The sequence below is a fragment of the Amycolatopsis sp. NPDC114505 genome, assembly GCF_055633615.1.
Map to the genome: position 1 here is coordinate 99,087 of NZ_JBVKDV010000007.1, position 23,456 is coordinate 122,542.

The 23,456-nt window shown below is 70.9% G+C and carries 27 protein-coding genes; 15 read left to right on the forward strand and 12 right to left on the reverse strand.

Annotation, left to right across the window (positions count from 1 at the left end; genetic code table 11):
* Positions 1 to 3: 3 nt before the first annotated feature.
* The gene (locus tag ACZ7OU_RS49165; protein WP_470260620.1) at positions 4 to 1,479 is read right to left on the reverse strand and encodes an AMP-binding protein; all 1,476 of its coding nucleotides are present in this window, start codon (positions 1,477 to 1,479) and stop codon (positions 4 to 6) included.
* A gap of 129 nt (positions 1,480 to 1,608) precedes the next feature.
* Here ACZ7OU_RS49165 and ACZ7OU_RS49170 point away from each other — a divergent pair, with 129 nt between their 5' ends.
* Complete coding sequence (locus ACZ7OU_RS49170; protein WP_470260621.1) at positions 1,609 to 1,854, forward strand: phosphopantetheine-binding protein; 246 nt, start codon at positions 1,609 to 1,611, stop codon at positions 1,852 to 1,854.
* On the opposite strand, the gene ACZ7OU_RS49175 is transcribed toward ACZ7OU_RS49170, so the two are convergent.
* Entirely contained in the window at positions 1,847 to 2,806 is a 960-nt protein-coding gene (locus tag ACZ7OU_RS49175) for an ACP S-malonyltransferase (protein WP_470245467.1), read from the reverse strand. The two genes, ACZ7OU_RS49170 and ACZ7OU_RS49175, sit on opposite strands and share 8 nt — an antisense overlap.
* Positions 2,799 to 3,749, reverse strand: a complete 951-nt coding sequence (locus tag ACZ7OU_RS49180; RefSeq protein WP_470260622.1) for a proline iminopeptidase-family hydrolase — start codon at positions 3,747 to 3,749, stop codon at positions 2,799 to 2,801. The genes ACZ7OU_RS49175 and ACZ7OU_RS49180 overlap by 8 nt, the downstream gene beginning before the upstream one ends.
* 280 nt (positions 3,750 to 4,029) lie before the next feature.
* On the opposite strand from ACZ7OU_RS49180, the gene ACZ7OU_RS49185 reads away from it, so the two are divergent.
* From ACZ7OU_RS49185 to ACZ7OU_RS49195, 3 genes are read left to right on the forward strand one after another with little or no spacing between them, the layout of a single operon-like run.
* Positions 4,030 to 5,292, forward strand: a complete 1,263-nt coding sequence (locus tag ACZ7OU_RS49185) for a nucleotide disphospho-sugar-binding domain-containing protein (RefSeq protein ID WP_470260623.1) — start codon at positions 4,030 to 4,032, stop codon at positions 5,290 to 5,292.
* Positions 5,283 to 6,398, forward strand: a complete 1,116-nt coding sequence (locus tag ACZ7OU_RS49190; RefSeq protein WP_470260624.1) for a sensor histidine kinase — start codon at positions 5,283 to 5,285, stop codon at positions 6,396 to 6,398. The genes ACZ7OU_RS49185 and ACZ7OU_RS49190 overlap by 10 nt, the downstream gene beginning before the upstream one ends.
* A gap of 20 nt (positions 6,399 to 6,418) precedes the next feature.
* Positions 6,419 to 7,072 (forward strand): response regulator transcription factor, encoded by a 654-nt coding sequence (locus tag ACZ7OU_RS49195; protein WP_470260625.1) that lies wholly within the window; start codon positions 6,419 to 6,421, stop codon positions 7,070 to 7,072.
* 5 nt (positions 7,073 to 7,077) lie between these two features.
* Here the strand turns inward: ACZ7OU_RS49195 and ACZ7OU_RS49200 are convergent, their stop codons facing one another.
* The 3 genes from ACZ7OU_RS49200 to ACZ7OU_RS49210 are packed head-to-tail and all read right to left on the reverse strand — an operon-like array spanning position 7,078 to position 9,570.
* Positions 7,078 to 7,254 carry an acyl-CoA carboxylase epsilon subunit gene (locus ACZ7OU_RS49200; protein ID WP_470260626.1) on the reverse strand — a complete coding sequence of 59 codons (177 nt, stop codon included), beginning with the start codon at positions 7,252 to 7,254 and terminating at the stop codon, positions 7,078 to 7,080.
* Positions 7,254 to 8,816, reverse strand: a complete 1,563-nt coding sequence (locus ACZ7OU_RS49205; RefSeq protein WP_470245473.1) for an acyl-CoA carboxylase subunit beta — start codon at positions 8,814 to 8,816, stop codon at positions 7,254 to 7,256. Before ACZ7OU_RS49205 ends, ACZ7OU_RS49200 begins: the two co-directional genes overlap by 1 nt.
* Positions 8,809 to 9,570: a thioesterase II family protein gene (locus tag ACZ7OU_RS49210; RefSeq protein ID WP_470260627.1), complete on the reverse strand. Its 762-nt coding sequence runs from the start codon at positions 9,568 to 9,570 to the stop codon at positions 8,809 to 8,811. The genes ACZ7OU_RS49205 and ACZ7OU_RS49210 overlap by 8 nt, the downstream gene beginning before the upstream one ends.
* A 138-nt stretch (positions 9,571 to 9,708) precedes the next feature.
* Between ACZ7OU_RS49210 and ACZ7OU_RS49215 the strand changes: the two genes are divergently transcribed.
* On the forward strand, positions 9,709 to 10,170 hold the full coding sequence (locus ACZ7OU_RS49215) for a hypothetical protein (RefSeq protein WP_470260628.1): 462 nt from the start codon (positions 9,709 to 9,711) through the stop codon (positions 10,168 to 10,170).
* 107 nt (positions 10,171 to 10,277) lie between these two features.
* Positions 10,278 to 10,685, forward strand: a complete 408-nt coding sequence (locus ACZ7OU_RS49220) for an ATP-binding protein (RefSeq protein WP_470260629.1) — start codon at positions 10,278 to 10,280, stop codon at positions 10,683 to 10,685.
* On the opposite strand, the gene ACZ7OU_RS49225 is transcribed toward ACZ7OU_RS49220, so the two are convergent.
* A complete protein-coding gene (locus tag ACZ7OU_RS49225) occupies positions 10,682 to 11,056 on the reverse strand; it encodes an STAS domain-containing protein (RefSeq protein ID WP_470260630.1) in 375 nt (124 codons plus the stop codon). The genes ACZ7OU_RS49220 and ACZ7OU_RS49225 overlap by 4 nt on opposite strands.
* 148 nt (positions 11,057 to 11,204) lie before the next feature.
* The gene (locus ACZ7OU_RS49230) at positions 11,205 to 12,179 is read right to left on the reverse strand and encodes a cupin domain-containing protein (protein ID WP_470260631.1); all 975 of its coding nucleotides are present in this window, start codon (positions 12,177 to 12,179) and stop codon (positions 11,205 to 11,207) included.
* A gap of 8 nt (positions 12,180 to 12,187) precedes the next feature.
* Here ACZ7OU_RS49230 and ACZ7OU_RS49235 point away from each other — a divergent pair, with 8 nt between their 5' ends.
* The 6 genes from ACZ7OU_RS49235 (at position 12,188) to ACZ7OU_RS49260 (ending at position 18,647) form a co-directional block, all read left to right on the forward strand.
* Positions 12,188 to 13,567, forward strand: coding sequence for a dihydrolipoyl dehydrogenase family protein (locus ACZ7OU_RS49235; RefSeq protein ID WP_470260632.1), 1,380 nt, complete (start codon positions 12,188 to 12,190; stop codon positions 13,565 to 13,567).
* 99 nt (positions 13,568 to 13,666) lie between these two features.
* Positions 13,667 to 15,049, forward strand: a complete 1,383-nt coding sequence (locus ACZ7OU_RS49240) for an FAD-binding oxidoreductase (protein WP_470260633.1) — start codon at positions 13,667 to 13,669, stop codon at positions 15,047 to 15,049.
* A complete protein-coding gene (locus tag ACZ7OU_RS49245) occupies positions 15,046 to 16,431 on the forward strand; it encodes a carboxylesterase/lipase family protein (RefSeq protein WP_470260634.1) in 1,386 nt (461 codons plus the stop codon). The genes ACZ7OU_RS49240 and ACZ7OU_RS49245 overlap by 4 nt, the downstream gene beginning before the upstream one ends.
* Positions 16,431 to 17,993 carry a helix-turn-helix domain-containing protein gene (locus ACZ7OU_RS49250; RefSeq protein ID WP_470260635.1) on the forward strand — a complete coding sequence of 521 codons (1,563 nt, stop codon included), beginning with the start codon at positions 16,431 to 16,433 and terminating at the stop codon, positions 17,991 to 17,993. The genes ACZ7OU_RS49245 and ACZ7OU_RS49250 overlap by 1 nt, the downstream gene beginning before the upstream one ends.
* 145 nt (positions 17,994 to 18,138) lie before the next feature.
* Entirely contained in the window at positions 18,139 to 18,351 is a 213-nt protein-coding gene (locus ACZ7OU_RS49255) for a DUF5988 family protein (RefSeq protein ID WP_470245483.1), read from the forward strand.
* Between the two features lie 110 nt (positions 18,352 to 18,461).
* A complete protein-coding gene (locus tag ACZ7OU_RS49260) occupies positions 18,462 to 18,647 on the forward strand; it encodes a hypothetical protein (RefSeq protein ID WP_470245484.1) in 186 nt (61 codons plus the stop codon).
* 4 nt (positions 18,648 to 18,651) lie between these two features.
* On the opposite strand, the gene ACZ7OU_RS49265 is transcribed toward ACZ7OU_RS49260, so the two are convergent.
* Positions 18,652 to 19,305 (reverse strand): response regulator, encoded by a 654-nt coding sequence (locus ACZ7OU_RS49265; protein ID WP_470260636.1) that lies wholly within the window; start codon positions 19,303 to 19,305, stop codon positions 18,652 to 18,654.
* Positions 19,306 to 19,349: 44 nt separating this feature from the next.
* On the opposite strand from ACZ7OU_RS49265, the gene ACZ7OU_RS49270 reads away from it, so the two are divergent.
* The gene (locus tag ACZ7OU_RS49270) at positions 19,350 to 20,027 is read left to right on the forward strand and encodes a hypothetical protein (protein ID WP_470260637.1); all 678 of its coding nucleotides are present in this window, start codon (positions 19,350 to 19,352) and stop codon (positions 20,025 to 20,027) included.
* Positions 20,028 to 20,072: 45 nt separating this feature from the next.
* Here ACZ7OU_RS49270 and ACZ7OU_RS49275 read toward each other — a convergent pair whose 3' ends face one another.
* The 3 genes from ACZ7OU_RS49275 to ACZ7OU_RS49285 form a co-directional block, all read right to left on the reverse strand.
* The gene (locus ACZ7OU_RS49275) at positions 20,073 to 20,726 is read right to left on the reverse strand and encodes a polysaccharide deacetylase family protein (RefSeq protein ID WP_470260638.1); all 654 of its coding nucleotides are present in this window, start codon (positions 20,724 to 20,726) and stop codon (positions 20,073 to 20,075) included.
* A gap of 3 nt (positions 20,727 to 20,729) precedes the next feature.
* Positions 20,730 to 21,380: a glycoside hydrolase family 11 protein gene (locus tag ACZ7OU_RS49280; protein ID WP_470245488.1), complete on the reverse strand. Its 651-nt coding sequence runs from the start codon at positions 21,378 to 21,380 to the stop codon at positions 20,730 to 20,732.
* A 107-nt stretch (positions 21,381 to 21,487) separates the two neighbouring features.
* Positions 21,488 to 22,072, reverse strand: coding sequence for a hypothetical protein (locus ACZ7OU_RS49285; RefSeq protein WP_470260639.1), 585 nt, complete (start codon positions 22,070 to 22,072; stop codon positions 21,488 to 21,490).
* 290 nt (positions 22,073 to 22,362) lie between these two features.
* Between ACZ7OU_RS49285 and ACZ7OU_RS49290 the strand changes: the two genes are divergently transcribed.
* Positions 22,363 to 23,229, forward strand: coding sequence for a helix-turn-helix domain-containing protein (locus tag ACZ7OU_RS49290; RefSeq protein WP_470245490.1), 867 nt, complete (start codon positions 22,363 to 22,365; stop codon positions 23,227 to 23,229).
* Positions 23,226 to 23,453, forward strand: a complete 228-nt coding sequence (locus ACZ7OU_RS49295) for a DUF397 domain-containing protein (protein WP_470245491.1) — start codon at positions 23,226 to 23,228, stop codon at positions 23,451 to 23,453. The genes ACZ7OU_RS49290 and ACZ7OU_RS49295 overlap by 4 nt, the downstream gene beginning before the upstream one ends.
* Positions 23,454 to 23,456: the final 3 nt, after the last annotated feature.

Here is a 23,456-nt window from a genome sequence, read left to right on the forward strand (position 1 = left end):
CGGTCAGCCCACCGGCACCGGCGCCAGGATTTCGGCGGCGCGCGCCGCGAGGGTTTTGCGGTCGATCTTGCGGTTGGAGTTCAGCGGGAACTCCTCCACGTGCCGGTAGTGCCGCGGGATGACACCCTCCGGCAGCACCGCCCGCAACGCGCGCACCATCTCCAGCACCGGCCGCTCGCCGCCCGTGTAGAACACGAACAGCTCGGTGCCCACGTCCCCGGCGATGCCCAGCACCACCACGTCCCCGACACCGCAGTCGCGCAGCGCGTGCTCGACTTCGGTCAGCTCGACGCGCCAGCCGAGCACCTGCACCTGGGAGTCCAGCCGCCCGAGGTAGGCGAGGCCGTCGGCGAGCCGGCGGACGCGATCGCCCGTGCGGTAGAAGCGCTTGCCGTCACGGTCGAGGAACCGGCCCTGCTCGTCGGCCGGGTCGAGGTAGCCCGGGGTCATCTGCGGCCCGGCGATGCACAGCTCACCTTCGCCGGAGTCTTCGTCCAAGAGAAGGTAGTCGTGGCCCGCGTGCACCTCGCCGATCGGCACCACGCCGTTCACCGCGACCCGCGGCGTCTCGACGTCGTCCCAGCGGTACCCCGACACCGTCACCGTCAGTTCGGTGGGCCCGTACAGGTTCTCCACGATCGAAGACGACGCCGCGGCTCGCCAGTCGGCCGTGTCACGGACCGTCAGCGCCTCGCCCGCGAAGAAGCTCCATCGCAGCCCGGGCAGCGCGCCCGGGGTCAGGCCGCCGGTGCGGCGGACCAGGTCGATCGCGCTCGGCGTGGAGAACCACACCGTGAGCCCGCGCTCGGCCGCGAACCGCGGCAGGTTCCGGTACGCCCCGCCCGGCAGCACGACCGCCGGCGCCCCCGCGCCCCACGCGCAGAACAGGTCGAACATCGCGCAGTCGAAGTTCAGGTCGAACGTCTGCGAGAAGACGTCGTCCGGGGTGAAGTCGTAGCGCGCGTCGAGCAGGCCGAAGTAGTGGTCGAGCGCCGCCCGCCCGATCCGCACGCCCTTCGGACGTCCGGTCGAGCCCGACGTGAACAGCACGTACGCGGTGTCGGACGACGGTGCCAGCGGTGCCGAGAGGGCCTGCGAAGCACGCGGCTCGCCGAGCACCGGAACGCCCTCGGGCGCCACCGTGAGACCACGCTCGTCCGCGACGATGATGTCGATCCCGGCGGCCTCGACCATCTGGGCGGTCCGCGCCGCCGGGAAGTCCGGCCGCAGCGGGACGATCGTCGCGCCGGCGTACAGGCCGGCCAGGATTCCCGCGTACGCCGTGACCCCCTTGCCGGAGAGGACCCCTACGGTGCGGGCGCCGGTCTCGGCCAGCGCGCCGCCCCACAGCAGCGCCAGCTCGTGCAGCCGCTCGTAGGTGAGGGCCTGGTCACCGACGTGGACGGCCACGCCGCCCGCGGAGCGTTCGAGGCCGCGCAGGAACCGCGTGTGCGGTCCACCCGTGAGCACCGTGTCCATCTTCGTCCTCCGAGGTAAATAGGGGTGCCGATGCGTCGATCCGAGGCGGTGACGCGCGGTAGAGTCCAAAACCGAACCGGGCGGTCGGTTTCCTCTCGGTAGATCCCAACCTAGCGATCCGGAGTAGCCATGTGGGACAGCACTTTCGACGAGACGCTGCGCTCGTACCTCCCGTTCCTGCCTGCCGAGGAGGCGCTGACCGCCGAGACGCCGCTGCGGGAGTACGGGCTGGACTCGCTCGCCACCGTGGAGCTGCTCTCCGTGCTCGAGCAGAGCTACAACGTGCGGTTCGAGGACGACGCCCTGAACCTGGAGACGTTCGAGAACCCCGGCCGGCTGTGGAGCACGCTGGCCCGGCTGCAGCCCACTAGCTGACGCGCGAGGGTCCTGCGCCCCGGCGGCGGGGCTGCAGGGCCATGCGCGGATTGACCGTGACCACCTCGAAGCGGCTCGTGGTGACGCGGACGCGCCCGAACAGCGTGTCCGGCCCCGCGACCCAGAGCTTGCCGACCCCGTTCTCCGCCAGCGTCGACACGACGTCCGGCCAGCGCAGCGGTTTCACGATGCTGTCGAGCAGCATCGTGCGCACCTGCTCGCCGCTGCGCAGGATCTCGCCGTCCTGGTCGGCGACGATCGGCAGCAGCGGGTCGTGGAAGTCCAGGCCGCCGAGCACCTCGTCCTCCGCCTTGCGGCGCAGCGCGCCGAACGCACGCGAGTGCAATGGCGGCCGCATCGTGTAGAGGGAGAGCCCGCCCATGCTCCGGACCGTCTGCTTGAGCCAGTCGAGGTTCCGCTCGCGCAGCGAGACCATGTAGAAGTCGTGGTCGATGTAGCACGAGATGTCGAACCACTCGCCCTTCCCCTCCAGCTGGGACAGGGCGTCGGTGAGCTTTTCCTCCGGGGTGCGGACGAACGAGTGCGTCACGACGTCGGTGTACTCGGTCGCGAAGAACTCGGTGAGGCAGCGGGCGAGCTCCGCCGTCATCCACACCGCGTCCGGGAAGGTGAGCGACCCGGCGTACACGCTGGCCGGCTTCTCGCCGAAGCTCGGCCCGGCGCAGTAGTCGGGACTCATCCCCTGCTCCTCCTCGGCCCACTGGGCCAGGGCGACGCAGGTGAGCATGAACCCGACCTGGGCGTAGGCCGAGTAGTCCCCCTCGGTTTCGCGGAAGCGGTCGACCAGCGAATAGCCGAGCCGGTCGTTCGCCTGCGAGATCAGTTTGCGGGCGAAGGGGTTGATGAGGAGGAACTTGCCGAAGTCGGCGAAGCGACAAGGGCTCATCCCGGGGAAGACGACCGCCGATCCCGGCCGGGTGGCCTCATCCATGGCTGGCGACCTCTCGTTCGGCGACCCGGCTCGCGGGTGCGGTGGGCTGGATGTCCCGCAGGAATCCCAGCAGGACTTCGCGGAACCGTTCGGGTTCCTCGAGGTGCGGGACGTGGCTGGAGTCCTCGAAGATCTCCCAGCGCACGTCGTGGATCCGGTCGAAGTACGGCTGGATCGTGACGGGGGTGGCTTCGTCGTGACGCCCGGACACCAGCAGCGTCGGCACCTCGATGTCGTCGAGGACGTCGATCACCGAGTAGTCCTTGAGCGTGCCGGTGACGGTGAACTCGCTCGGGCCGTTCATGGTCGCGTAGACGGTGTTGTCGTCCGCCATCTCCATGAACGAGGCCAGGTAGTCGGCCGGCCACGGCAGCACGCGGCAGACGTGCCGGTCGTAGAACGCGCGCATCAGCTCGAAGTACTCCGGGTCGCCGGTGGTGCCGGCGGCCTCGTGCGCCCGCAGCTGGTCGTCGACACCCGGCGGCAGCTGAGCGCGCAGGACGTCCATCTCCTGGCGCCACAGCGGGTACGACGCCGGCGAGTCGGCGATCACCAGCCCGCGCAGACCGTCGGGACGCTGGGCAGCGTGCCGCGCGACGACCAGGCCGCCCCACGACTGTCCGAAGAGGACGTAGTTGTCCTCGATACCCAGGTGCTGCACCAGGTTGTCCAGCTCGTCGCCGAACAGCTCGGGAGTCCAGAAGTCCGCGTCCTGGCCCGGCAGCCGCGTCGAACCGCCGCTGCCCAGCTGGTCGTAGTGCACGACCGGGAACCCGTGCTCGGCGAGCGAGCAGAGGTTCAGCAGGTAGTCGTGCGTGCTCCCCGGCCCGCCGTGCACCACGACGACGGCGGGCAGCTCGCCCCCGGCGGTGCCGGTGACCCGGTACCAGGTGCGGTACCCGCCGAAGGGAACCCAGCCCTTCGTGATGGGTGCCACGGCCATGCTCATCACCTCTTCGTTTCCCTCGCACCCGGCGCACGCGGCCGGACCCACGTTCATGTCTAGTCGCCGCGAGCCCGCCGTCACAGCCCCTAAGGGGCATCTAAAGCCGTTCTAAGCTTGCTCGCCCTGCCTAGCGCACGGCGCCGCGCCGCGGAAGGAATCCGCGCCGGAACAGGGGTTCCCGACCCCTACCGCCGCGTTGCCGGGTCGGCCTGACGGCGTCGCGCCACTACCTTTTCCTTGTAGCGGTGTTTCGCCCCCGAGTTCGGAGAGTGCGTCGATGCGCGTCATGATGATGGTGTTCCCGACGAGGACGCACGTCTACAGCATGGCCCCGGTGGGCTGGGCGCTCGCGGCGGCCGGGCACGAGGTGCGCTTCGTCGGCCAGTGCAACCCGCGCGAGGTGGCCTCGTTCGCCGAAACCGGCCTCGACGCGATGTGGTTCGGCGACGAGCTCGACATCGCCCGCCACCGGCAGCTGCAGATGGACGGCGACAACGCCATGCAGGGCGGCTTCCGCATCTCCGAGAGCCGGCCGGAGCGCTACACCGAGGAGTACGTCCGCACGGTCTACGAGCACTGGGTCGAGGTCTTCCGCTGGACCACCCCGGACTCGCTGCTCGACGAGCTGGTGCGCTTCGCGAAGGGCTGGCAGCCGGATCTGGTCCTGTGGGACCCGATGATCTACGCCGCCCCGATCGTCGCGCACGCCCTCGGCGTCCCGCACCTGCGGATGATGTACGCGGCCGACCAGACGGCGCGGATCGCCGCGCAGTACCGCGACCTGCGCGCGGCTCACCCCGAAGACACGACGCCCGACCCGTTCGTCGAGTGGATGTCCGCCGCGGTGGGCCGGTTCGGCGCGTCCTACGACGAGGCGCTGCGCCACGGCGTCAAGACCCTCGACTGTCACCCGTCCTACCTGCGCTACGACGGCGTCGACGTCGACTACGTGCCGGCGCGGTTCATCCCGCAGAACAAGCCGATGGCGATTCCCTCGTGGGTGCTGGAAAAGCCCGAACGGCGGCGCGTCATGCTGACGCTGGGCATCTCGAACCGGCAGGTGCTCGGCGTCGAGGAGACGTCGGTGGCCGACCTGCTCGACGGGCTCGCGGACCTCGACGTCGAGGTGATCGCGACACTCAACGCGTCCCAGCTCGCGTCGGTGAAGAAGGTCCCGGACAACGTGCGCGCGGTCGACTTCGTGCCGATGAACGAGCTCCTCGCGAGCTGCTCGGCCATCATCCACCAGGGCGGCGGCGCGACGATCGGCAACGCGGTCGTCAACGGCGTCCCCCAGCTCGTCATCCCCGGCACCACGTGGAGCGAGCGGGTCTCCGCCGTCGCCCAGGAGAAGCGCGGCAACGGCCTGGTGCTCGACCTCGAGGACGTCACGCCGCAGTCCGTCCGAAGTGGACTGATTCGTCTGTTGGAAGAACCGTCCTTCCGGGAGTGCGCGCTCGAGGTCCGCGACGAGATGCTGGCCACGCCGACGCTCGACGACCTCGTGCCGGAGCTGGAACGGATCGCGCGATGCCGGTGACCGCGCGGCCGAAGGTGGTGCGCACCATCGGGTTCCTCATCGGGAGCCTGCCGATGCGGATCGCCGCCTTCGTGGCCGTGCTGGTCACGATGCTGCTCGGCATCGCCACCACCATGCTGTGGGTTGGCATCCCGATCCTGATCACCGCCACGTCGATGGTGCAGAGCTTCGCCGCCTTCGAGCGCCGCTGGGTCCACCGCATGCTCGACGTCGACGTCCCGCCGCCGCGGCGCCGGGAGCACGGCCCCGGGCTGCTGCAGACGTGGCAGGTCCGGCTGGTCGACCAGACGACCTGGCGCGAGGTGAACTACGTGCTGCTCGCGTTCCCGCTGGGTATCGTCGAGTTCGTCGCCGGGATCGTCTCGGTCGCCGTGCCGCCGTTCGGGATCTTCGTGGCGCCGCGGATCGGCGCCATGCACGCCGCGCTGACGGCGTCGATGCTGGGCCCGGACCGGACGCAGCAGCTGGAGGCCCGCACCCGGCAGCTGAGCGACTCGCGCGCCCGCGGCGTCGACGCCGTCGAGGCCGAGCGCCGGCGCATCGAGCGCGACCTGCACGACGGCGCCCAGCAGCGGCTGGTGGCCGTGGCGATGAGCCTGGGCCGGGCGCAGTTGAAGCTCGACCTGGACGACCCCGTCGCCGTGCGCGAGCTGATCGGCGCGGCACACGCGGACGCCAAGCTCGCGGTGTCCGAGCTGCGCGACCTCGCCCGCGGGATCTACCCGCCGGTGCTGCAGGACCGCGGCCTCGACGCGGCGCTGTCGTCGCTGACCGCGCGGATGCCGATCCCGGTCGACGTCGAGGTGACCGTCGACCCGCGCCCGCCGGCGCCGGTGGAGACCACGACGTACTTCATCGTCAGCGAGACGCTGACCAACATCTCGAAGCACGCCGGCGCCGACCGCGCGTCGGTGCGCGTGACCCGCGACGACGAGACCGTGGTCGTCGAGATCATCGACAACGGTCACGGCGGTGCCTCCGTCCGTCCCGGTGGCGGCCTGGCCGGGCTCGCCGACCGGGCCGCGACCATCGACGGCGTGCTCACCGTGGTCAGCCCGGTGGGCGGGCCGACCGTGGTGCGCGCCGACCTGCCCGTCCGCTGGTGAACCCCTTGGGAGTGGGAACAATGCGCGTGGTCATCGCCGAAGACTCCGTCCTGTTGCGGGCCGGCGTGCAGAGCCTGCTCGCCGACGTCGGCATCGAGACGGCGGCCGCCGTCTCCAACGGCGACGACCTGCTGGTCGCCGTCCGGGAGCACCAGCCGGACCTCGTCATCGCCGACGTCCGGATGCCCCCGACGTTCACCGACGAGGGCATCCGGGCCGCGATCGCGGCCCGCAAGGAGGTCCCGGGGCTGCCGGTGCTGGTGGTGTCGCAGTACGTGGAGGGCAGCTACGCCGTGGACCTGATCGCCGAAGGCACTTCGGGGGTCGGTTACCTGCTGAAGGAGCGCGTCGCCGACGTGGGCGACTTCCTCGAAGCGGTCCGCCGGGTGGCCGGCGGAGGTTCGGCGATCGACCCGGACGTCGTGGCGCAGATGCTGTCCCGCAACCGCGACCCCTTGGAGGGCCTGACCGCCCGCGAGACGGAGGTCCTCGGCGAGATGGCGCAGGGGCTGTCGAACGCGGCCATCGCGAAGAACCTGGTCGTGACGCAGGGCGCGGTGGAGAACCACATCAGCAACATCTTCGCGAAGCTCGGCCTCGAAGCCAGCCGCGACCAGAACCGCCGCATCCGCGCGGTCCTGACCTATTTGGACAGTACGACGGTCCGGAGCTGACCGGCTCAGCTTCGCCAGCTGGTCGCCGGCTGGAACCGGGGCCGGCGGCAGGGACGCGCGGGCTTCGGCGGTTCAGGCTCGGCCGGCTTGGCGGCGCCGACCGCGGCCAGGACCGCCATCAGCGCCGCCAGTTCGGTCTCGTCCGGCGCACCGCGCAGGACCCGCACCACCGGCTCGCCCATCAGACCGGCGGGTTCCCGTGCTTGCGCGCCGGGATGTCGGCGTGCTTGGTGCGCAGCATCGCGAGCGAGCGGATGAGCAGCTGCCGCGTCTCGCCCGGCTCGATCACGTCGTCCACGAGGCCGCGCTCGGCCGCGTAGTACGGGTGCATCAGCTCGGTGCGGTACTCCTTGATCTTCTGCGCCCGCACGGCTTCCGGGTCGTCGGCCGCCTTGATCTCGCGGCGGAAGATCACGTTCGCGGCACCCTCGGCGCCCATCACGGCGATCTCGTTCGTCGGCCACGCCAGCGAGACGTCCGTGCCGATCGAGCGTGAGTCCATCACGATGTACGCGCCGCCGTAAGCCTTGCGCAGGATGAGCTGCACCCGCGGCACGGTGGCGTTGCAGTAGGCGTAAAGCAGCTTCGCGCCGTGCCGGATGATGCCGCCGTGCTCCTGGTCGACGCCGGGCAGGAAGCCGGGGACGTCCACCAGCGTCACGAGCGGGATGTTGAACGCGTCGCACGTCTGCACGAACCGGGCGGCCTTCTCGCTCGCCTCGATGTCGAGCACCCCGGCGAGGACGGCGGGCTGGTTCGCGACGATGCCGACGACGTGCCCGTCCAGGCGGGCGAGCGCGCAGACGACATTGGTCGCCCAACCGGCGTGCACCTGCAGGAACTCGCCGTCGTCGACGATCTCGGCGAGGACGTCGCAGATGTCGTACGCGCGCGCGGGGTCGGTCGGGACGACGTCGAGCAGGCGGTCGGTGCGGCGGCTCGGTGAGTCGCCGGCGGGCACGTGCGGCGGCGTCTCGTTGTTGTTGGCCGGCAGCAGGGAAAGCAGGTACCGGACGTCGGCGAGGCAGGTCGCCTCGTCGTCGTAGGCGAACGCGGCGACGCCGGAGGTCTCCGCGTGGACGTCGGCGCCGCCGAGGCCGTTCTGCGTGATCTCCTCGCCGGTCACCGCCTGCACGACGTCGGGGCCGGTGATGAACATCTGCGAGGTCTCACGGACCATGAACACGAAGTCGGTCAACGCGGGCGAGTACGCCGCGCCGCCCGCGCACGGGCCGAGCATCACGGAGATCTGCGGGATGACCCCGGAGCACCGGGTGTTGCGCCGGAAGATGCCGCCGTAGCCGGCGAGCGCCGTGACGCCCTCCTGGATCCGGGCGCCGGCGCCGTCGTTGAGCGACACCAGCGGCGCGCCCGCGGCCTCGGCGAGGTCCATCACCTTGTGGATCTTCTGCGCGTGCGCTTCGCCGAGCGCGCCGCCGAAGATCCGGAAGTCGTGGGCGTAGACGAAGACCGTCCGGCCGTCGACCGTGCCCCAGCCGCAGACGACGCCGTCGGAGTGCGGACGGCGCTGCTCCAGCCCGAACCCGGTGGCCCGGTGCCGGCGCAGCGCTTCGATTTCGGTGAACGAGCCCGGGTCGAGGAGCAGCTCGATGCGTTCGTGCGCGGTCAGCTTGCCGCGGTCGTGCTGGCGCTGCGTGGCGGCGTCGTCGGGCCCGCGGCGCGCGGCGTCCTTGATCTCGCGCAGTTCGTCGAGCCGGTTGGCGAACGTCGTTGCCTCAGACACGGACGCCTCCCAGCTCGTCGGCCAGGCGCCGCAGGATGACGCCCTGGTGGCGCGTGAGGAAGAAGTGCCCACCGGCCAGCTCGTTCAGCTCGAAGCCGCCGGCGGTGTGCTCCGCCCAGGAGGCGACCTCGTCGACGGTGGCCATCGGGTCGTCGCTGCCGGTGAAGGCCACGATCGGCGCGTTGAGGGGTGCGCCCGGGGCGTACCGGTAGGTCTCGACGGCCCGGTAGTCGTTGCGCACGACGGGCAGGATCATGCGGACGACGTCGTCGTCGCCGAGCAGGTCCGCCTCGGTGCCGCTCAGCCGCCGCAGCTCTTCGATGACGCCGTCGTCGGTCCGGGTGTGGACGCTCTCGTCCCGCGTCCGCGAGGGAGCGCGCCGTGCGGAGACGAACAACGCTGCGACTTCCTGGCCGGCGCGTTCGAGCCGGCGAGCCGTCTCGTACGCGACCATCGCGCCCATGCTGTGCCCGAACAGCGCGAGCGGCCGGTCGGTGTGGTTCCGGAGCAGGTCGGCGACGCGGTCGGCCATGGCATCGATGCTGGTCAGGAAGGGCTCGTGCCGCCGGTCCTGCCGCCCGGGGTACTGGACGGCGAGCACCTCGATGTCCGGGGCGAGCGCCTTGGCCACGGGGAAGTAGAAGGGGGCCGACCCGCCGGCGTGCGGCAGGCAGACGAGCCGCGCCTTCGCCTCGGGTGACGCGGCGAACCGGCGGAACCAGTTCTCCTCGGCGTGGTCAACGGGGGCGACCATGTCGTCCACCGCCCTTCGGTGTCGGAGGCTCCTCCCGGCCAAGCTAGCCAGCGTTCGCGGCGGCCGACGACCCCTAAGGCGTCTCTGACGAACAGGCAGGGGTCAGGGGGAACGTATGATCGCGGCGAGCACCGGCGGGTGGGAGGGGGCTGGGTGTTCGGCTGGAAGAAGAAGCTCAACAATCTGAACGGTCTGATGGAGCAGCTCAGGCCCGACCTGAGCCGGGAATCGCTCGGCGTCGGACCCGCCTTCCCGGGCGTCGCCCCGAACCCGTTCCTGAGCGGTGACGCGGGGAAGCGCACCGCGGAACTGCGGACCGGGACGCTCGCGCTCGGCGTTCTCGTCGACTGGCGCGAGGTCAACAGCAATCCCCGCGTGGTCCTGATGTTCGACGTGGAGACCGCCGACGGCCTCTCGTTCCGCGGTATCGCGGACGAGGACCTCACGATCACCGAGCTCACCCGGCTCGCCCCGGGACAGACGTTGCCCGTGCGCTACCGGCCGGCCGTCATGGACCACTACGTCGCCCTCGCCCGGGACGCGGACCCCGCCCAGGTGCGGCAGCTCTCCGACAAGATCGCGAGCCGCAAGCGGACCTGACCCGCACCCAGTCCCCCGAACGCGACGGGTAAACGCGGCCGATCCGGGTAGCCGTAGCGCGGACGCTGCCGCACTCCGGGGGAAGCGCGGCAGCGGAAGGAGTCACCGTGCGCGTGAGCTGGAGTGGAGCCGACCAGGCGGGCTGGCAGGTGCTGGACGTCGACGGCATCGACCGGGCCGGGCTGACCGCCGCCCGCCGCTGGGCCGAGGTCAAGCTGGGCACGCTCCGCGAGACGGACCTGATCGACACGCTGATCATCGTCGGCGAGCTGCTGGAGAACGCCTACGTCCACGGCGGCGGGCCGCGGCAGCTGCGGATCCACCACGCGCGGGAGCCGTGCGAAGTGACGGTCGCGGTGGCCGACGCCGGCAGCGCCGAACCGAGGCTGCGGGCGCCCGACCACGGCGGCGGACGCGGGTTGCTGCTGGTCGACCAGCTGTGCCGGGACTGGGGCGTGAGCCGCCACGACGGCGGGAAGCTGGTCTGGGCCCGGATGGAGTGCTCGGCGGGCTAGGACAGCTGCGGCACCAGCTTCAACCAGGCCAGCGCTTCGTCCACGCTCCAGTGCACCGGCAACGCATGGTCCAGACCAAGCACGGCGATCGGCCGGAGCAACGCCCGGCACCGCCCGGCCACCGCGAACGGCACCCCGGCCGCCGCAGCGTCCAGCAGGATGGTCAGCACACGGGCACTGCAGAACGTCACGGCCGACGCGTCGAATACCAGCGCCGGCGGAGCCAGCTGGAGCTCCCGGTTCAGCAGCGCGGCGAGACGGCCGGTGACGGCCAGGTCGAGGTCGCCGGCCGCGGTCACCACGGTCGCTTCGGACGTCGTCGTCACCTCGAACGTCGTGGACCGGTCGGTGTGCGGAGCGGGGATCAGCATCGCGAAGGCCTCCTTGGCGAACCACCGCGAGGCCGGACGTCGGTCCGGACCCACGACAAGCCCGGGCGGGGTTGCGGGGGATCGAGGCACGACGGCTGCAGGCTGAACCGCTAAGACCCCACCCTACAACCGATGCGTAACCGATGCGTCACGAGCCTCGCCGGAACCGGGCCGGCGTCGTCCCGAGCTCGGCCCGGAACGCTCGGGAAAACGCGGATTCCGACTGGTAGCCGACCCGGCCGGCCACCGAAGCCACCGTCGCGTCGGAGGTGGACAGCAGCTGGGCCGCCGCCATCATCCGGGCCCGGGTGAGGAACGCTCCCACCGTCATGCCCGTCTCCCGGACGAACCGTCGCAGGAACGTCGCGCGGGACATCGCCACCTGACGGCTGAGCCGCTCGATCGTCCACTGCGCCCCGGGGTCGTCCAAGACGCCGGCGACCGCCGACGCGATCCCCGGGTCGGCCACCGCCGTCCACAGCACGTCCGCCGTGGCCGCGCCGCGGGCCGTCCGCAGCACCATCGCCAGCAGCACCGTGCTCAGCGCGGACAGGATCGCCGCCGACCCGGAGCCCTCGCGGCTCGCCTCCCCGCGCATCAGGAAGCTCAGCCCGCGCAGGACCTCGTCCGTCTCGGGCGACTGCCCGAACGACACGTGGATCGCGCCAGGCAGGCTCCGGAACAGCAGCGCGCCCGGGCCCGCGTTGACCGCGTAGTGGCCGCAGAACAGGTCGATGACCGGGTCGCCGCCGCGCTCGCTGCGCTGGGTGGCGAGCACCTCGCCGCCGGTCTCGACAGTGCCGCGCGCCCGTCCAGGCCCGGCCGTGACCACCCGGTGCTCGGCGCCGCTCGGGATCAGCACGACGTCCCCGGCGCGCAGCTCGAACACCTCGTGGCCGACGTGCAGCCGGCACTCCCCCTCGAGCAGCACGTGGAACGGCACGGTCAGCTCCCGGGACCGGGCGACGTCCATGCACGTGCCCGCCCCGAGCAGGCAGTGCTTCTCGAGCGAAGCCACGAGGTCGGCCATGCGAAGTAAGCGGCTGACAGCGTCCACGGTGATACTTTCGAGCAGAAAACTGATACTGGCAAGCCTGGTCGTCTCATCGGGACCGTCGCACACTCGACCACATGGAAAAGCTCACCGCGGATGTCCTGGTCATCGGGTTCGGCAAGGGCGGGAAGACCGCCGCCCACGCCCTCAGCGACGCGGGCAAGCGCGTCGTCCTCGTCGAACAGTCGGAAAACATGTACGGCGGCACCTGCCCGAACGTCGGCTGCGTGCCGACCAAGATGCTCGTCCACTACTCGAACGCCCGGCGCATCGAAGACGACGCGCAGGAGTTCTTCGCCCACTCGATCGCCGGCGTCCGCGCCCTGACCAGCGCTTTCCGCGCGGGCAACTTCGCGTCGCTCGACGGCAAGGACACGGCGACCGTCATCACCGGCACCGCCCGGTTCACCGACCCGCACACCGTCGCCATCGGCGAGGGCGACGACCGCATCACCGTCACCGCGCCGACGATCATCCTCAGCACCGGCTCCGCGCCGGTCGTCGCGCCGATCCCCGGCCTGGCCACCAGCAAGCACCTGGTCAGCAGCACCGAGCTCACCCAGGCGGCGACGCTGCCGGAACGCCTGATCGTCGTCGGCGGCGGCTACCTCGGGCTCGAGTTCGCGTCGATCTACCGGCACTTCGGCACGCACGTCACCGTTCTCGAAGGAGCCGAGCGGCTGCTGCCCCGCGAAGACGAGGACATCGCCGGGACCGTAAGGGAAATCCTCGAAGGCGACGGCATCCGGATCATCACCGGCGCGAAGATCACCAAGGTCGAGGACAGCGGCGCCGTCGCGAAGGTCGGCTACGAGAAGGACGGCGAGACCCACGAAGTCGAGGCGAGCGCCCTGCTCCCGGCCACCGGACGGCGTCCCGTCACCGACGGCCTCCGCCTCGACGCGGCCGGCGTCCGGACCTCGCCGAACGGCGCCGTCGAGGTCGACGAGCACCTGCGCACCAGCCAGCCGCACATCTACGCCGTCGGCGACGTCAACGGCGGCCCGCAGTTCACCTACGTGGCCCTCGACGACGCCCGGATCGCGCTGGACGAGCTGCTCGGCGAAGGCAAGCGCACCACGACCGACCGGGTCGCCGTACCGCACACGCTGTTCATCACCCCGCCGCTGGCGACGGTCGGCCTGACCGAGCGCGAAGCCCGCGAGCAGGGCCTGAACATCAAGGTGGCGAGGGAAAAGGTCGCCGACATCGTCGCCATGCCGCGGGCCTACACGGTCGAGGAGACGCGCGGGATCATGAAGTTCGTCGTGGACGCCGACACCGACCTGATCCTCGGCGCGGCGCTGCTCAGCATCGACGCGCAAGAGGTGATCAACACCGTCGCGCTGGCCATCCGGCACAACATCACCGCCACCGAGCTCCGGAACTCGATCTACACGCACCCGAGCTCGACCGAAGCCTTCAACGAGGTCTTCGGCAAGGTCGTCAGCGGGTAGAACGCACACCCCCGGGCGCATCCGGTGGGGATTCTCCCCATGGCCAGACGGGCGCCGCCGCCCTAGCGTGGGAACCCGGTGACGAGGAGGTTCCCGCGGATGCTGATCGACGACCTGGCCGCCCGGCTGCCGGCGGACCGGCTGGTCCGCGACCCGGACGTCGTGGCGAGCTTCGCCCACGACGAAGCCGAGTGGGCGCCCTACGCGCAGCCCGCGGTGGTCGTCCGGCCGCACACGGCCGAAGAGGTCCAGGCCGTGGTCAAGGCCTGCCTGGCGAACCGGGCCCCGCTGGTCACGCGCGGGGCCGGCACCGGCCTCTCCGGCGGGGCGAACGCCGTCGGCGGCTGCGTCGTGCTGGTCACCGACCGGCTCACCGCGATCAAGGAGATCGACGAGCGGGAGCGGTACGCCGTGGTCGAGCCCGGCGTCGTCAACGACGACCTGCGCGCGGCCTGCGCGGAACACGGCCTCTGGTACCCGCCCGACCCGGCCAGCTCGCCCTGGTCGACCATCGGCGGCAACGTCGCCACCAACGCCGGCGGCGTGTGCTGCGTCAAGTACGGCGTCACCCGCGACTACGTCCTGGGCCTGCAGGTCGTCACCGGCACCGGCGAGCTGGTCCGGCTCGGGCGCCGCACCGCCAAGGGCGTCGCCGGGTACGACCTGACCGGGCTGATGGTCGGCTCGGAGGGCACGCTCGGCGTGATCACCGAGGTCACCGTCCGGCTGCGGCCCGCCCGGGCCGCGGAACGCACGGTCGCCGGGTACTTCGACACCACGGTCGCCGCCGGGCAGGCCGCCGCGGCGGTCGCGGCCCGGGGCGTGCTGCCGTCGGCGCTGGAGCTGGTCGACCGGCACTGCCTCGCCGCGGTCGACCAGTGGAAGAACATGGGCTTGAGCGCCGACGCCAACGTGGTCCTGCTGGCCCGCACCGACTCCCCCGGCGCGCTCGGCGAGCACGAAGCCGCCGAAATCCTCGACTGCTTCGAGCGGTCCGGAGCAACGTGGGCCGCCCAGTCGACCGACCAGGCCGAGGCCGACGCGTTGTTCGCCGCCCGCCGCCTCGCCTACCCCGCGCTGGAACGGCTCGGCCCGCTGCTCACCGAGGACGTCTGCGTCCCGACGCAGGCCGTGCCCGAGATGCTCGCCCGCATCGACGTGGCGGGGCAGCGGCACGGCGTCCACATCGCGAACGTCGCGCACATCGGCGACGGCAACCTGCACCCGCTGCTCGTCACCCCGGCCGGGGACGAGGCCGCGCGGAAGAACGCCCAGGCGGCCTTCGACGACATCATCGCCGACGCCCTCGACCTCGGCGGCACCGTCACCGGCGAACACGGCGTCGGCCTGCTCAAGCAGCCCGGCCTCGCGCGCGAGCTCGGCGCGGACGTCCTCGCGATGCACCGCGCGGTCAAGAACGCCCTCGACCCGCACCACATCCTCAACCCCGGCAAGGTCTTCCCCGAAGGGACACCCGCATGATCGTCCGCACCACCGCCGGCGAGGTCCGCGGCGAGCCGATCGCCACCGGCGTCCGGTTCCGCGGCATCCCCTACGCCGCCGCGCCCGAGGGCGAGCTGCGGTTCGCCGAGCCCGTCCCGGCTCCGGAGTGGGACGGCGTGCGCGACGCCCGCGAGGCCGGACCCACCGCGCCCCAACGGCATCGGCGGATCCCGGGTCTCGACCTGTCGGCCGTGGTCGGCACGGGCTGGCAGCCCGGCCCGGAGTACCTGACGGTCGACGTCTGGGCCCCGGACCCGGCCGCGGAAAACCGGCCGGTGCTGGTGTTCGTGCACGGCGGCGCGTTCATCGGCGGTACCGGCTCGGCCCCGGTCTACGACGGCACGGCGTTCACCCGCGGCGGCGCCGTGCTGGTGACCGTGCAGTACCGGCTCGGCATCGACGGCTTCCTGCCGCTCGACGGCGGCGCGACCAACCTCGGCCTGCGCGACCAGCTCGCCGCGCTGCGCTGGGTCCGGGACAACATCGCCGCGTTCGGCGGCGACCCCGCCAACGTCACGCTGTTCGGCGAGTCCGCGGGCGCGATCAGCGTCGCGTGCCTGCTCGGTTCGCCGTTGTCGGAAGGGCTCTTCCGCCGCGCGATCGTCCAAAGCGGACACGCGAACATGGTGCGCGGGCAGGCCGAGCTGACGCGCGTGACGACGCTGGTCGCCGACCGGCTCGGCGTAGCACCCACCGCCGAGGCCTTCCGCGAGCTGAGCACCGAGCAGCTGCTCGACGCCCAGGACGCCCTCCTCAAGCCCGGCGGCGGACCTGACCTGCGTGGCGAGGACGGCCTCGACCGCAGCTTCGGCCTCAGCCCGTTCCTCCCGCTGGTCGGCGACGACGTCCTGCCGGTGCACCCGGGCGAGGCGATCCGCGGCGGCGCGGGCGCCGGCGTCGACCTCATCGCAGGTACTTGCCGCGAGGAGATGCTGCTCTACTTCGGCCCGACCGGGCTGCTCGACGTCCTGACCGACGAGCAGGCCGTGGCCATGCTGTCGGCGTCGCACCCGGACCCGGCGGGCGTGCTGAAGAGCTACGGCCTGGGCGACGGCCGGAAGGCGGGCGAGGTGTTCGTGGAAGCGATGACCGACCTCGTCTTCCGCGACGGCGTCAAGGAGCTCGTCGAAAGCCACCAGGGCCGCTCGTTCCGGTACGAGTTCGAGTGGCGGGCGCCGAGGCTGGGCGCGTGCCACGGCATGGAGCTGCCGTTCGTGTTCGACTCCCTGGCCGAGTCCGCCGGCCTCGTCGGTGACGCTCCCCCGGCGGAGCTGGCCCGCGAGGTCAACGCCGCGTGGGTGCGGTTCGCCACCACCGGCGACCCCGGCTGGGCCGCGACCGAGACGACGCACCTGGGCTGATGGACGCCCACGGCCTGCGCGAGCTGTACGACCTCGTCCTGCGCCTGTCGGCGGTCCACGACCTCGACGCGCTGGTGCAGGAGGTCGTCGGCCACGCGCGGCGCCTGCTCGGCGTCGACATCGCCTACCTGGCGCTCGCGGAACCGGACGGCTCGCTCGTCATCCGCGTCACCGACGGCTCGCTCGGGCCGCGGATGCGCGGCATCGTGCTGCCGCGCCGCGGCGGGCTGGCCGGGCGGGTGGCCGAAACCGGGGAACCGGTGCAGAGCGCGGACTACCTCGGCGACGCCGCGTTCACCCACCTCGGCGACGTCGACCGCGTCGCCGAGGACGAGGGCCTGCGCACGATCCTCGGCGTGCCGCTGCGGCTGCGGGGCAAGGTGGCCGGCGTGCTGATGGTGTCGCAGCGCGCGGTCCGCCGGTTCACCGCGGCGGAGACGTCGCTGCTGACGTCGCTCGGGTCGTTCGCCGCGATCGCCATCGAGAACGCCAAGCTGGTCACCGCGCTGGCGGCGGCGAACGACCGGCTGGAACGCGCGGTGCGGCTGCACGACCGGCTCTCGGAGGTCGCGCTGCACGGTGGCGCTCCCGAAGACGTCGTGGTCCCGCTGTCGGAACTGGTGCCCGGCCTGGTGCTGGTCGCGGACGAGCACGACGAGGTCCGCGCCGCCGCCCGGGACGGTTCGCTCGTGGACGCGCGGCTCGACGGCGAACCGTCGGCGTTGTTCGCCGGCGCCCGGCGGACCCAGGTGACCGAGCGGGCGGTCACCGTGCCGGTCGCGTCGGCGAACGCGTACTTCGGGGCGCTGCAAGTGGTTCCCGGCGCACCGCTCGACGAGGCGGACGTCCGGCTGCTGGAACGCTCGGCGATGACCGTCGCACTGGTGGCGTCGGTCGAGCGGGCCGAACGCCGGACGACCGAAGAGCTGGTGGAGCACCTGGTGACCCGCCGCGTCCGCGAGGTCCCCGCGTACGCCCGCGACCTGCGGCGCCCGCACCTGGTCGTGGTGAGCGAAGACCAGCGGCTGCGGAACCTCGCCCCGCTTGCGTCCAGAGTGGACGGTCGCGTGGTCGCCTTGGTCCGCGCGGACGAGGCGACGGTCCGGTCCTGGTCGCTGGGCACGACCGGCCTCGCCGGCCCGGCGACCGGCGCGACCGCGCTGGCCGACGCGTACGACGACGCGGTCGCGTGCGTCCGGGTCCTGGACGCGCTGGGCCGCGGCGGGGTCACGGCGTCGCCCGCCGATCTCGGCCCGTACCGCTACCTGCTCAGCCAGGCCGGCCGGGAGGAGGCCGGTGCGTACGTCGCCCGGACCCTCGCCCCGCTGCTGGCCCACGACGAAGAGCGCGGCACGGACCTCGTCCACACGGCGGAGGTGTTCCTGCGCGGCGGGCGTCGCAAGGCCACCGCGGCCGAAGAGCTGACGATCCACCCGAACACGCTCTACCAACGCCTCGACCGCATCACCGCGTTACTGGGCGAAGACTGGCAGGACGGCGACCGCGCGCTGGACGTCCACCTGGCGTTGCGCATCCACCGGCTCGCCCGCGAATTGCGCTGACACCCCTATCGTCAACCCTTATTCCGGCCCATTTCCGCACGGAACCGAAAATCTTGACACAGCTAACGTTCGTCAGTCATTGTCGAGAGACGAAGGCCACAATTCCCGCCTTTCCTCCGCGCCGACGAACCCACGGAGACGAATCATGACGAATATCAAAGTGACGCTTTCCGGCGGCCCGGCCGAGCTGATCGAACAGCACCGCGACTGGACGGTCGGCAACATCGGCGAAGTCGCGAAGGTCAGCTTCGGCGCCGGCTACGAGCACTTCTCCCACGAGGGCGAGTTCACGACGACCAGCGGCGGTGACCAGGTGCCGGTGTTCGCCTGGTGCGGTCGCACCCGGGTCGCCGAGTAGCCCGCGGCCGCGTCTCCACCCGGATCTCCACCCGGCGGAGGTCCTGCTCCGCCCGGGTCGCGCCCTAGCGTTCTCCCTGTCGAAGTTGTCGGGACAGGGAGAAATCGGTCATGGGTGAAGTCGTCCAGTTCATGCTGCTCCGGTTCGCGCTCATCGGCGGCGGGATTCTGCTGCTGGTGATCGTGATCGGGATCATCGCGGTCGCGTTGAAGAAAGCCGGGCGCTACGACCAGGCGAAGCGGTTCGTGGAGCCGATGGTGCGCGAGCAGCTGGAGAAACGCCGGAAGCGGGACTGAGGGGTCACCGGTCGAGACCGTGCCGTTCGGCATAACGCAGCGCCTCGACCCGGCTGGCCACCCCGATCTTGGCGAAGGCGTTGTTGATGTGCGTCTTCACGGTCGTCTCGCCGATGACCAGCTCGGCCGCGATCTCGCCGTTGCTCAGCCCGGCGGCGATCCACCCGAGCACCTCGGCCTCGCGTGCGGTGAGGCCGTCGGGAAGCTTTTCCTTGCGTGAAAGGGGTTTCTTCGCTTCGGCCAGCGCCCCGGCGACCTGCCGCGAGACGTCCGCCCCGAAGGTCAGCTGCCCGGCGACGACGGCCCGCAGCGCGGCGCCGATCTCGTGACGGCCCGCGTCCTTCGTCAGGTACCCCTTCGCCCCGGCGGCGAGTGCCCCGGCGATCGACTCGTCGTCCGAGTACGTCGTGAGGACGAGGACGGCGACGCCGGGGTGCTCGCGCGTCAGGCGCCGGGTCGCCTCGACCCCGGTCAGGACCGGCATGGTGAGGTCCATGAGGACGACGTCGAGGCGGTCGAGCGTCCCGGCCAGGTCGAGTGCCTGCGCCCCGTCGGCCGCCGAGCCGACGACGTCGACGTCGTCGAGGAGCCCCAGGAGCGCGACCAGGCCTTCGCGCACGGCCTGCTGGTCGTCCACCACCATCACCGCGATCGTCATGATCGGCAGTCTGCCGCATGCCGGGTGTTCGGGAGAATGGCCGCATGCTCATCCCCGAAAGTGTCAAGACCCACTGGTGGCGCGCCGCCCTCGTGGTGGCGGCGGTGGTCGTGGTCTGCTTCTCGGTGAGCCCGTTCGGCGGGCTGTTCGGCCTGGTCCCGATGCTGGTCTGGGTTTCGCTGGCGCCTTCGCGCCGGTCCGGGCTGATCGTCGGAGCGGTGCTGCTGGCGCTGCTGGCGTGGTTCGTCGTGCCGGGCGCGCTGAGCCTGGGCGGACGGTGGGTGCCGGCGCCGATCGAGGTCTACTGGCTGCACACGACGCTCGCGGCGGTGGTGTGCGCGATCGGCGCGCGCCGGTTCGTCCGGCCGCTGCTGCTGGTCATCGCCGGGTTCGTCGTCGCGGGCGGGGCGTGGTTCGCCGGGTTGCAGGAGGCACCCGGCGACGAAGGGGTCGTGCCGGTTCCGGCCGCGCTGCGGGTCGTCCCGGAGATCGACTGCGGTTCCGGCGGCTGCTGGCGGGTCCTGGAAGCCACCGGAGACCACGCCCCCGAGGTGCTGCGGGACCACGTCATGGCCCGGCACTTCACACCCGCGACCGACGACGCGTACCGCGACACGGCCCGGTTCTGCCGGCACACCGGGATCGTGGTGGACCACGAGGTGTGCGTGACGATCCGCCCCCACGGGACGGACGCGGCGCGGGTCGACTGGTACGTGAACTGAGGGAGGCGGCGCGGCGGGTCGGGGCCGCCGCGCCACCCGGAGGCCTCAGCCCGGGGCCACCGCCCGGCCCGTCTGAGGTGAGATCATCCCCGCGCACAGCCCGCGGCTCGCGAGGGTCTGCGCGATCCGCGGGATCGCGGCCAGGGTGTTGCCGGGCCATTCGTGCATCAGGATGACCTGGCCGTTGGCGAGCCGGCCGTTGGCCGCGACGATCGCGTCGACGCTCGCGTTGTTCCAGTCCTGCGAGTCGACGTCCCAGATGATCTGCCGCAGGCCGTACTTCGCTTCGACGGCTTGCAGCGTCCCGTTCGTTTCCCCGTACGGCGGGCGGAACAGCCTCGGCGTACCGCCACCGGCAGCCGCGATCGCCTGCTGCGTCCGGGAAATCTCGGAGTCCATCTGGGACTGGCTCTGCTGGGTGAGGTGCGGGTGGGTGTAGCTGTGGTTCCCGACCCACATGCCGGCGCTCACCTGAGCCCGCACCTGCGCGGGATAGGCGGCGGCGTACTGGCCCTCGTTGAACATGGTCGCCCGCAACCCGTTCTGCCGCAAGGAGTTCAGCAGAGCGGGAGTGTGCGCATTGGACGGTCCGTCATCGAAGGTGAGCCCGACGTACCCGGTGCAGGCGGCAGCTTCCGCCGGCCCGACGGCGGCCATGGTCGTCACGGCCAACGCGGCCGCCATGATCAAGGGACGCATGGGTCAGCCCACCGTCAGGTTGGAGTTACCGCTGCTCTGGTAGCCCTCGGTGGCGAGGATCATGTAGTAGTTGAAGCTCCCGAGCCGCATGCCGTAGCGCGCCCAGGCGTCGAAGTGGTTCCCGGTGGTGATGGTCCCCCCGGTCTTCTTCTGCTGCCGCACGGACCAGTACTGGTTGAAGGTCTTGGTCCCCTCGACGGACGGCGCGTTGTAGCGGGTGGTCTGGTAGACGTCGTAGGTGCCACCGTCGCTGGTGACGGTGCCCTTGTAGGTCCCGGTCGGCCGGTAGGTGCCCCAGTTGTCGACGATGTAGTACTCGACGAGCGGGTTGGAGGTCCAGCCGTAGAGGGCGAGGTAGCCGTTCCCGGAGGGGTTGAAGCTCCCGGAGTAGCTGACGGTCCGCCGGCTCCCGTTGCTCCAGCCCTTGCCGCCGACGAAGTTCCCGACGTTGCTCCAGTTCATCCGGTAGTTGCCCCCGGAGGTGAGCGTCATCTGGACGGAGCCGCCACCGTCGGTCCAGAAGGAGTAGTAGTAGCCCCCGTTGCTCCCGGTCTGGCTCTTGGTGAGAACGGTATCGGCCCTGGCCACGCCGGGAACGAGCGCGGCGATGAGCGCAAGGGCGACCCCCACCCTGAAGCGGTTCTTGGTGAGCATGCTTCCTCCTCGTCGAGGCTGGCCAGGTGGGGAAAGCATGTGATCGGGGTTGGTGGTGGGGCAATAACTTTCGGAAAGTTTCGGGAGTACGGAAGAGTTTTCCCGAGTCAGCCGCGCCGCGACCGGATCAGCGCACGCCGCCGCGCCAGCGGCGCGTCGAGCAGCCGAATCCAGGCGGGGACGGCAAACTCGTCTCCGGCGACGGCGACCGGGCGGTACGCACCGGCGTCGCTTCCCTCGCTCTGTCGCACGACTTCCTCGTAGAACCACGAGGAAGCGATGGTGGCCAGGAGAGCCGACGCGTCCGCCAAGGTGTGTTTGAGCACGGGCGCGTCCACCAGCCGTTGTGCGTCGAGGATCGAAGCGCCGGTGACGCCGTGGGCGTCGAAGGTCACTTCACCGGCGTGCAACGCCAGCCTCAGCCTCATCTGCTCCTCGGGCGGGTGCACGCCGTTGTGCGCGGCCAACTCCTCGGCGAGCGCACCGGGGAGCCGCTCGGCGAAGGGCGTCTTCGAGACGGCCGCCGGGCCCAGCACGAGTACGCCGTCCCCGAGGTCCGAGTACTGGCAGACAGCCCACGGAATGCCGGCCGCCACGAAGGCACGCTCGAGGGCGCGGTACATTCCGCGGCGGATCCTGATCTTGTTCGGGTTGGTCCGGGAGTACCGCCCAAAGCCTTCGACGTCGATCACGAGGATGGTGCAGTGTGCCGTGTCGAGTTCGACGCTGCCCTGCCAGTCGACGTTGACGACGGGTGGCCGGGAGGGAGCGAGCGCTAGCTCCGGACGGACCCGGGAGGTCCGCCCACGAAGTTCCGCTCGAGGCTCCGACATGGCGCAATTCATCCGTTCGGGGTATCCGCTCGGGGGGTCGCGTACCCGATGACAAGTGGTAATACGAGGTTAGCGGAACCCGGTGGGGGCATGGTCACCGCAACCGCATACTGTGTGGTTACCGTAACCAGCGGAGGACTGTCCCCACAATGAGCGCGCCGTCGTCTCCCGTCGTCGCATCGTGGGAGCTTGCCCTGCGCTTGAAACGGCAGCGGGAGCGGCTGGGCATCGAAGTCAGGGCGATCACCGAAGCCCTGGACTTCACTCGCAACTACTGGAGTGCCGTCGAAAACGAGCGCAAGATCCTCTCCCCGGAAGCGCTCACCCGCGTCCTCGATCTGTTCGAGTTCGATGAAGAGGAAAAAGCCGAGCTCCTGGCGCTGCGCACCGCCGCCAAGGAACGCGGCTGGTGGTCGAACTACTCAGCGCTTTTCGACGCCGACGTCCAGCGCCTGTTCGGACTTGAACAGGGCGCTCAGGCGGTTCGGGACTGGGAAAGCCTGCTGATCCCGGGGCTCCTGCAGACCGCCGACTACATCCGGGCGATCATGACGCCCGCGGTGACATTGCCGCGCGTCGAGGTTGACCAACGCGTTGAAGCCCGGCTGCGCCGCCAGGCCCGGATCGCGGACGCGGACGACCCCTTCACCCTGACCGCCATCATCAGCGAAGCAGCCCTGCGGCAGCAGATCGGCGGGCGGGCAGTGCTCAAGCAGCAGCTCGCGCATCTGGCCGAGCTGATCGAGAGTCACCCGCGGAAGCTCGACGTCCGCGTCATTCCGTTCACCGCCACCGCGTGCGGACTCTTCGGTGCAGCAACCGTGCACCTCATCGAATTCGGGAACCCGCGGCTCCCCGCCCTCGCATGGCAGGAAACCGTGACCGCCTGGGGCGTCATCGACGACCCGGTGCAGGTCCGGAACATCGCCACCACCTACGAGGACGCATATGGGCGAGCGCAGACCCGGGAGAAAACCCTGCAGATCGTCCGAAAAATCTTGAAGGAACTGAGTTGACTGTAGAGTTTTCGCGCGCACCGCGCCTCGACGGATGGTTCAAGAGCAGCTATTCCAACGCCGGTGGCAGCTGCGTCGAAACCCGGCTGACATCCGACACCGCTCTCGTTCGCGACACCAAGGACCGCCGGCCCGGTCAACCGATCATCGAGCTTTCCGCCAGTGCCTGGACGTCCTTCCTCCACGCGATAACTCCAGAGGATGGTTCGATGTCGTGCCTTTGATCA

Excerpts from the sequence above, each read along its gene's own strand:
- ACZ7OU_RS49165 (WP_470260620.1), bottom strand. The coding sequence starts at position 1,479 with ATGGACACGGTGCTCACGGGTGGACCGCACACGCGGTTCCTGCGCGGC.
- ACZ7OU_RS49170 (WP_470260621.1), top strand. The coding sequence starts at position 1,609 with ATGTGGGACAGCACTTTCGACGAGACGCTGCGCTCGTACCTCCCGTTC.
- ACZ7OU_RS49175 (WP_470245467.1), bottom strand. The coding sequence starts at position 2,806 with ATGGATGAGGCCACCCGGCCGGGATCGGCGGTCGTCTTCCCCGGGATG.
- ACZ7OU_RS49180 (WP_470260622.1), bottom strand. The coding sequence starts at position 3,749 with ATGGCCGTGGCACCCATCACGAAGGGCTGGGTTCCCTTCGGCGGGTAC.
- ACZ7OU_RS49185 (WP_470260623.1), top strand. The coding sequence starts at position 4,030 with ATGCGCGTCATGATGATGGTGTTCCCGACGAGGACGCACGTCTACAGC.
- ACZ7OU_RS49190 (WP_470260624.1), top strand. The coding sequence starts at position 5,283 with ATGCCGGTGACCGCGCGGCCGAAGGTGGTGCGCACCATCGGGTTCCTC.
- ACZ7OU_RS49195 (WP_470260625.1), top strand. The coding sequence starts at position 6,419 with ATGCGCGTGGTCATCGCCGAAGACTCCGTCCTGTTGCGGGCCGGCGTG.
- ACZ7OU_RS49200 (WP_470260626.1), bottom strand. The coding sequence starts at position 7,254 with ATGGGCGAGCCGGTGGTGCGGGTCCTGCGCGGTGCGCCGGACGAGACC.
- ACZ7OU_RS49210 (WP_470260627.1), bottom strand. The coding sequence starts at position 9,570 with ATGGTCGCCCCCGTTGACCACGCCGAGGAGAACTGGTTCCGCCGGTTC.
- ACZ7OU_RS49225 (WP_470260630.1), bottom strand. The coding sequence starts at position 11,056 with ATGCTGATCCCCGCTCCGCACACCGACCGGTCCACGACGTTCGAGGTG.
- ACZ7OU_RS49235 (WP_470260632.1), top strand. The coding sequence starts at position 12,188 with ATGGAAAAGCTCACCGCGGATGTCCTGGTCATCGGGTTCGGCAAGGGC.
- ACZ7OU_RS49240 (WP_470260633.1), top strand. The coding sequence starts at position 13,667 with ATGCTGATCGACGACCTGGCCGCCCGGCTGCCGGCGGACCGGCTGGTC.
- ACZ7OU_RS49245 (WP_470260634.1), top strand. The coding sequence starts at position 15,046 with ATGATCGTCCGCACCACCGCCGGCGAGGTCCGCGGCGAGCCGATCGCC.
- ACZ7OU_RS49250 (WP_470260635.1), top strand. The coding sequence starts at position 16,431 with ATGGACGCCCACGGCCTGCGCGAGCTGTACGACCTCGTCCTGCGCCTG.
- ACZ7OU_RS49255 (WP_470245483.1), top strand. The coding sequence starts at position 18,139 with ATGACGAATATCAAAGTGACGCTTTCCGGCGGCCCGGCCGAGCTGATC.
- ACZ7OU_RS49260 (WP_470245484.1), top strand. The coding sequence starts at position 18,462 with ATGGGTGAAGTCGTCCAGTTCATGCTGCTCCGGTTCGCGCTCATCGGC.
- ACZ7OU_RS49265 (WP_470260636.1), bottom strand. The coding sequence starts at position 19,305 with ATGACGATCGCGGTGATGGTGGTGGACGACCAGCAGGCCGTGCGCGAA.
- ACZ7OU_RS49270 (WP_470260637.1), top strand. The coding sequence starts at position 19,350 with ATGCTCATCCCCGAAAGTGTCAAGACCCACTGGTGGCGCGCCGCCCTC.
- ACZ7OU_RS49275 (WP_470260638.1), bottom strand. The coding sequence starts at position 20,726 with ATGCGTCCCTTGATCATGGCGGCCGCGTTGGCCGTGACGACCATGGCC.
- ACZ7OU_RS49280 (WP_470245488.1), bottom strand. The coding sequence starts at position 21,380 with ATGCTCACCAAGAACCGCTTCAGGGTGGGGGTCGCCCTTGCGCTCATC.
- ACZ7OU_RS49290 (WP_470245490.1), top strand. The coding sequence starts at position 22,363 with ATGAGCGCGCCGTCGTCTCCCGTCGTCGCATCGTGGGAGCTTGCCCTG.